This window comes from Streptomyces sp. NPDC043738 (assembly GCF_056436545.1).
The window spans coordinates 37,968-44,791 of record NZ_JBWKCJ010000027.1 but is presented as its reverse complement, the minus strand read 5'-3'; the positions used below and the strand labels follow the sequence as shown (position 1 = coordinate 44,791).

The 6,824-nt window shown below is 71.5% G+C and carries 5 protein-coding genes and 1 pseudogene; 3 read left to right on the top strand and 3 right to left on the bottom strand.

Annotated features, from left to right (window positions below; genetic code table 11):
- Positions 1 to 175: 175 nt before the first annotated feature.
- The 3 genes from AC0680_RS29015 to AC0680_RS29005 form a co-directional block, all read right to left on the bottom strand.
- A complete protein-coding gene (locus tag AC0680_RS29015) occupies positions 176 to 1,027 on the bottom strand; it encodes an EamA family transporter (RefSeq protein ID WP_478634401.1) in 852 nt (283 codons plus the stop codon).
- Between the two features lie 148 nt (positions 1,028 to 1,175).
- Positions 1,176 to 2,831 carry a penicillin-binding transpeptidase domain-containing protein gene (locus AC0680_RS29010; RefSeq protein WP_478634398.1) on the bottom strand — a complete coding sequence of 552 codons (1,656 nt, stop codon included), beginning with the start codon at positions 2,829 to 2,831 and terminating at the stop codon, positions 1,176 to 1,178.
- A gap of 186 nt (positions 2,832 to 3,017) precedes the next feature.
- Entirely contained in the window at positions 3,018 to 4,757 is a 1,740-nt protein-coding gene (locus tag AC0680_RS29005) for a dolichyl-phosphate-mannose--protein mannosyltransferase (protein ID WP_478634396.1), read from the bottom strand.
- Positions 4,758 to 4,839: 82 nt separating this feature from the next.
- On the opposite strand from AC0680_RS29005, the gene rsmI reads away from it, so the two are divergent.
- From rsmI to AC0680_RS28990, 3 genes and pseudogenes are all read left to right on the top strand, one after another.
- The gene (gene rsmI, locus AC0680_RS29000; protein ID WP_478634393.1) at positions 4,840 to 5,706 is read left to right on the top strand and encodes a 16S rRNA (cytidine(1402)-2'-O)-methyltransferase; all 867 of its coding nucleotides are present in this window, start codon (positions 4,840 to 4,842) and stop codon (positions 5,704 to 5,706) included.
- A gap of 272 nt (positions 5,707 to 5,978) precedes the next feature.
- The gene (locus AC0680_RS28995; protein WP_478634391.1) at positions 5,979 to 6,437 is read left to right on the top strand and encodes a hypothetical protein; all 459 of its coding nucleotides are present in this window, start codon (positions 5,979 to 5,981) and stop codon (positions 6,435 to 6,437) included.
- Positions 6,438 to 6,527: 90 nt separating this feature from the next.
- Positions 6,528 to 6,736 (top strand): annotated as a pseudogene (locus AC0680_RS28990) (AraC family transcriptional regulator); the annotation flags it as partial.
- Positions 6,737 to 6,824 lie beyond the last annotated feature (88 nt).

The following is a 6,824-nucleotide window of genomic DNA, read 5'->3' as shown; positions in this document are numbered from 1 at the left end:
GGGTGTGTTGTCGGACGTAAAGCGCAGCAGTCCGACAACACACCCCTCCACCCCCACCACCGGCACCCACCACACACGAGGGGCCCCACCCCACAACCCCCTCCGCTCCCGCCGAAGGCGGGGAACAACGCACAGAAACAGGCACGGCGGGCCACCCGGCAACGTGGGAAGCAACTCACCCCGTGTGCAGCATCAGCCCGATCCCGACGACCATCAACCCGGCCGCCGCGATCCGCGGCAGGCCGAACCGCTCCTTGAAGAACAGGGCGCCGATGGCCGCGCCGACGATGATGGAGGACTCGCGCAGGGCGGCGATGGGGGCCAGGGCGGCGCGGGTCTGGGCCCACAGCACCAGGCCGTAGGCGAAGACCGACAGGACGCCGCCGGCCAGGCCCCGTACGGCGATGGGGCGCAGCTCGGCGAGGAGCCGCCGGCGGCGGGTGGCGAGCGCGTAGGCGGGGATGGCGAGGCCCTCGAGGATCATCAGCCAGGCGATATAGCCCAGGGGAGTGCCGGAGGCGCGTACGCCGAGGCCGTCGACGGTGGTGTAGGCGGCGATGGACAGGCCGGTGGCGAGGGCGGCGACGAGGGCGGGCCAGTGGGGTCGGGCGCCCGAGCCGCGGATGCCCCACAGGGCCACGCCGACCAGCCCCGCGGAGGCGAGCGCCACACCGGCCAGCGCCCAGCCGTCGGGGATCTCGTGGACGAAGACGGCCGCGAGGACGGTGACGACCAGGGGGGCGGTGCCGCGGGCGATGGGGTACATCTGCCCGAAGTCGCCCAGCTGGAACGACCGCATGAGCAGCGCCTGGTAGACGACGTGCAGCACGGCGGAGGCCAGCAGGAAGGGCCAGGCGCCGGTGGCGGGCAGCGGGGTGAAGCCGGCCAGGGCGACGCCGCAGACGGCACCGCCGCCGCCGACCAGGGTGAAGGCCAGTAGCTGGTCGCGTATGCCGTGCGCGATGGCGTTCCAACTGGCGTGGGTGACGGCGGCCAGCAGGACGGCCGCGACGACGAGGGGGGTCACTCGGAGTGCTCGTGCACGTCGGTGGTCTGCGGTGCGGGGGACGCGGAAACGGTCATGGCCCGCACGCTAGCGAAAGGTGTACGGGCCATGCGAAGCGGATTCCAGCCGATGAGACGAGGCGGGGGACCCGGGGGTCCCCCGCCTGCGCTCAGTTCGCGGTGAGGATGGCGCGGACCACCGGGCCCGCGTTGGTGCCGCCGTGGCCGCTGGCCGGGACGACGGCCGCCGCGGCGAGGTCGTCGCGGTAGGCGGTGAACCAGGCGTTGGGCTTCTTCTGGCCGTCGACCTCGGCGGAGCCGGTCTTGGCACCGATGTCACCGCCGACGCCGGACATCGCCTGGGCGGCCGTGCCGGACGTCGCGGTCAGCTTCATCAGCGACTTCAGGGCGGCGGCGGTGCCCGGCTTCATCGTCCGGGCGGCCTTGGCGAGCGTCCGGTTGTCCAGCGACGGCGAGACGATGTACGGCTGGTGGAAGGAGCCGGCCCGGACCGTCGCGGCGAGCGTGGCGACGTTGAGCGGGTTCATCCGCACCCCGCCCTGGCCGATCAGCGAGGCCGCCATCTGCGCGTCCTGCTGCACCGGCACCGCGCCGTCGAAGGTCGGGATGCCGGTCTGCCAGTTCAGGCCGATGCCGAAGACGTCCCGGGCCTCCTTCGTCAGGTCGTCGTTCTTCAGCTTCTCGGCCTGCGAGATGAAGGCGTTGTTGCAGGACGCCGCGAAGCTCTGCGCGAAGGTGCCGCTCTTGATCTCGGTCTTGTCGAGGTTCTGGAACTTCCAGCCGCCGACGGTGACGTACTTGGGGCAGGGGTGCGGCTTGTCCGGCGCGGTCATGCCCTTGTCGATCAGCATCGCCGAGGTCACGATCTTCATCGTGGAGCCGGGGGCCAGCGACCCCTGGGTGGCGAGGTTGAAGCCCTTCTCCGGGGCGTTGGCGATCGCCAGGATCTCGCCGGTGCTGGGCTTGACGGCCGCGGCGGCCGCGGACTTCTTGCCCTTGACCGCCCGCTCGGCCGCCGACTGCAGCGTGGCGTCCAGGGTGGTCTTGAGGGTGCCCGGGGTGCCCTTGGAGAGCACCTTCAGCGTCTTGTCGGGCTGCTGCTCGGCCGGCTTGGCGCTCTTGGCGCGGTGGATGAACAGCTCCACGCCGGGCTTGCCGCCGGTCTTGTCGCCGTACTTGTCGCGCAGGCTGTCCAGCACCCCGGCCAGCGTCGGATGCGCCCTGGGGGTCAGCTCCTTGCCGTTGCGGTCCACGGCCTTGATGGGGGGCGCCTCGGCCTCGCCCGTGCGCAGCTCGTCGCCCTTGGCCAGGTCCGGGTGCAGCACCGTCGGCCGCCAGGCGATCCGCGGCTCACCGGTGGTCTTGTCGCGCTGCACGGTCGCCGACGTGCGGTACGAGTAGGACGCCTTGGTGCCCTTGTAGTCGATCTGGGTGGTGACGGTGTACGGCACCTTGTCGCCGGCCGGGGTGCCCGGCGTCACCGTCACCTTCGAGAACTTCGCCTGCTTGCTGAAGGCCGCGAGCGCGCTCCGTGCCTCCTGGGGGCTGTCCGTCAGCCCGGCCGCCTTCGCCGCGTCGCCGGACTGCCAGGCGGTCAGGAACTCCGCTCCCGCCGTCTGCACCTCCTTGGCCGACAGCGGACCGGTCGGAACCTTGGGCCCGGAGTCGCCCGGCTTGGCATCCGCCGACCTGACCTCCTGCGGGGACGCGTCGTCCGAACCGCCGAACAGCGTCAGACCGCCCACGACGCCCGCCACCAGGGCCACCGATCCGCCGATCAGCCCGTACCTCACCTCGCGGCGCATGCCACCGATCCCCTCCCAGGAGTCTCGTCCTTGAATACGCACACAAGAACGTGCATCGCACTCTAAGGGACACGGGGAAATCGCCGAGTCTCGATCCGGGCACGGTCCGGTGACGCGCTGTTGTAGGGCTGTTACGGAATTGTCGAACTCTTCCTTGCCCTGTGCCCGGCCCGGTGCGGCCCCCGCTCAGACCCAGCTGTCGAACCACATCCGGTGGTGCCAGGCCGACTTCGGGATCGGCATGCCCGTATAAAGCGGATAGAAGTAGACGAAGTTCCAGATGATCAGGAGCACCAGGACGCCGGCGCCCACCGCGCCGATGGTGCGCCGGCGCTCCGTCGAACCCGGCGGGCCGATGATCGCGCCGATCATCATCGCCAGCGCCAGACACAGGAACGGGACGAACACCACCGCGTAGAAGAGGAAGATCGTCCGTTCCTGGTAGAGGAACCAGGGCAGATAGCCGGCCGCGACGGCGCAGGCGATGGCGCCGGCCCGCCAGTCCCGCTTGAACAGCCAGCGGTAGAGCACGTACAGCAGCGCGAAGCAGGACGCCCACCACAGCAGCGGGGTGCCCAGCGCCAGTACCTCGCGGGCGCAGCCCTCGGCCGCGGTGCAGCCGTCCTGGCCGGCCTTGGGGTCCTCGTAGAAGTACGACACCGGGCGGCCCAGGACCAGCCAGCTGAAGGGGTTGGACTGGTAGGTGTGCGGGGTGGTCAGTCCGGTGTGGAAGTTGTAGACCTCGGTCTGGTAGTGCCACAGGCTGCGCAGCCAGTCCGGCAGCCAGGTCCAGCCGCCCAGCCGGCCCTCGGGGGAGGTCGCCCAGTCGCGGTAGTAGCCGCCCTTGGTGGCGATCCAGCCCGACCACGACGCGAGGTAGGCGGCGAGGGCGACCACGACCGTCGAGCCGAACGCGGGCAGGACGTCGCGGCGCAGCGCCGAACGGAAGGGGTGGCGGGCACCGGCCGTACGCCGGGCCGCGACGTCCCACAGCACCGACATCAGGGCGAACGCCGCGAGGAAGTACAGACCGTTCCACTTCGTGGCGGCGGACAGGCCCAGGCACAGCCCGGCCGCGATCCGCCAGGGCCGCCACCCCAGCCGCAGCCGGTCGCCGACGGAGTCCTCCGGCCGCGCCACACCGTCCGGCCCGATCGGCAGCGCCGCCGCCAGCCGGCCCCGGCTGCGGTCCCGGTCCACCAGCAGACAGCCGAACGCGGTCACCACCCAGAACATCACGATCAGATCGAGCAGGGCGGTGCGGCTCATGACGAAGTGCAGCCCGTCCACCGCGAGCAGGGCACCCGCCAGGCAGCCCAGCGCCGTGGACCGCATCAGCCGCCGCCCGATACGGCAGATCAGCAGCACCGACAGGGTGCCCAGCAGCGCCACCGTGAAGCGCCAGCCGAACGGGTTCATCCCGAACGCCCACTCGCCGAGCGCGATCAGCCACTTGCCCATCGGCGGGTGCACGACATAGGAGTGCTCCGGCGAGAGCATGATCTGCGGCGGGTGGGCGACCAGTGCGTCGTTGGCGGTCTTGGCCCAGGTGCCCTCGTAGCCGTACTGCAGCAGCGACCAGGCGTCCTTGGGGTAGTACGTCTCGTCGAATATCACCTTCCGCGGGCTGCCCAGGTTCCAGAACCGCAAGACCCCCGCGACCAGCGCCACCAGCAGCGGACCGGCCCAGCCCGCCCAGCGGGTGAGCCTGGCCGCGGTGTCCGGGCCCGCGCCGAACACCGCCCACAGCCGGCCGCCCGGCTCCGGGAAGCCGGGCACCAGCCGGGTCCGGACGTCGGCCTGCGGGCGGGCCGGATACCCGAAGCGGCGCAGCCGCCGCTGCCACACGGGGGGCGCCTGGGCCGGCTCCGGGGCGCGGTGCGCGGCGGCGTCGGTCGCGGTGGTGTCACTCGTCACCCGGCCCATCGTAGGGAAGGGCCCTGTGGACCGGCGCGGAGCGCCACCCGGTGATGCCGACCGGTCCGGCGCGTCCTGGGAGGATGGGCGGGTGACTGGAACGCTGGTACTTGCAGGGACGCCCATCGGCGAGATCGCGGACGCACCGCCGCGGCTCGCCACCGAACTGGCGGCCGCCGACGTGATCGCCGCCGAGGACACCCGCCGGCTGCGCCGGCTGACCCAGGCGCTGGACGTGACACCGGGCGGCCGCATCGTGTCGTACTTCGAGGGCAACGAGGCGGCCAGGACACCCGAGCTGGCCGATGCGCTGTCCGGCGGCGCACGGGTGCTGCTGGTCACCGACGCCGGGATGCCCTCGGTCTCCGACCCCGGCTACCGCCTGGTCGCCGCGGCCGTCGAACGCGGCATCAAGGTCACCGCCGTCCCGGGCCCCAGCGCCGTGCTCACCGCCCTGGCCGTCTCCGGCCTGCCGGTGGACCGCTTCTGCTTCGAGGGCTTCCTGCCCCGCAAGGCCGGCGAGCGGCGCTCCCGGCTGCGCGAGGTCGAGGGCGAGCGGCGCACCCTGGTCTACTTCGAGGCGCCGCACCGGCTCGACGACACCCTCGCCGCGATGGCCGAGATCTTCGGTGCCGAGCGCCGCGCCGCGGTCTGCCGCGAACTGACCAAGACCTACGAGGAGGTCAAGCGCGGCCCGCTGGGTGAGCTGGCGTCCTGGGCGGCCGAGGGCGTACGCGGCGAGATCACCATCGTCGTGGAGGGCGCCCCCGAGAGCGGGCCCGAGGAGCTGGACGCCGGGGAGCTGGTGCGCCGGGTGCGGGTGCGCGAGGAGGCCGGGGAGCGGCGCAAGGAGGCCATCGCCGCGGTCGCGGCGGAGGCCGGGCTGCCCAAGCGGGAGGTCTTCGATGCCGTCGTCGCGGCCAAGAACGCTATGAAAACGCCCACATCGGAGGGGTGAACCGACCCTTCGGAAGGTAAATGGCTGCCCTGAAAGGTAAAGCGAAGGGCGGCATGCTCGGACCTTTTATATGCCTACTGCCAAATCTGGGCCAATAGGGTCCGCGATCCGATGCGTTTCGGCCGGGAAAGGCGTCCACTGGGGGATGGGACGAACGGTTCCCGGACGCCTTGTCCAGCGGACAAGAGGAGCGCAATGAGCGAGCGTAGAGAGCGAATCATCCAGAGGTGCGCGCCGAGCGAGTGCGAGGCCGAGCGAAGCGAGGTTTCGGCATGAGCGAGATCGTGAAGACCACTGGTATCCCCGCCAGCGGAGTCCACCCCGGCCGCAGGCCCGAGCCCGCAGCGCACGAGGCCTACTCCTTCGCCTGCATGAAGTGCGGGTACGGCTGGGAGCAGGCGTACGAGATAGTCCACCAGATCGACGGCAAGGGCGAACTGCACGTCGTCTACTACGCGGACGGCGATCGGGTGCCCTCCCCGCTGACCCGCCCCACCTGCCTGAACTGCCAAACCAACGTCGTACGCATCATGCGCTCCGGCCAGGTGTCGATGGTCTCCGACGCGATCGCGAACATGCACCAGCGCCAGCCCGCCGGCGAGAAGAACGGCAAGAAGAAGCAGGCTCCCAAGGAGCGCACCGGCAGCACCGCCGAGGACGCCCCGGAGACCGGCCGGCACCACTGGCACCTCTCCGACCTGCTGCACCCCTTCCAGCACCACCGCAGGTGAGGCCCAGGGCCTGTCCGATGGGTCATGGCCGGGTCCGTGACCCTGACCCGTCGGGCAGACCCTGGCCGCGGCCCTCGTAGGATCGCGGCCATGGCCCCGCAGGACAAGAACACCCCGCCGCCGCTGCCCGAACCGCTTCGGGTGGCGGTCGCGGACTCCCACACCCACCTGGACATGCAGGACGCCACCGTCGAGGAAGCCCTCGCCAAGGCCGCCTCCGTCGGGGTGACCACCGTCGTCCAGGTGGGTTGCGACCTGGCCGGTTCGCGGTGGGGCGCGGACACCGCCGCGGCCCCCAAGGCCGTGCACACCCCCGTCTCGCTGTACCCCCACAAAACGCCCCCCACCTTCCTCGGGGACCCCCACAAGTGGTTGTGGGCGGGGGGC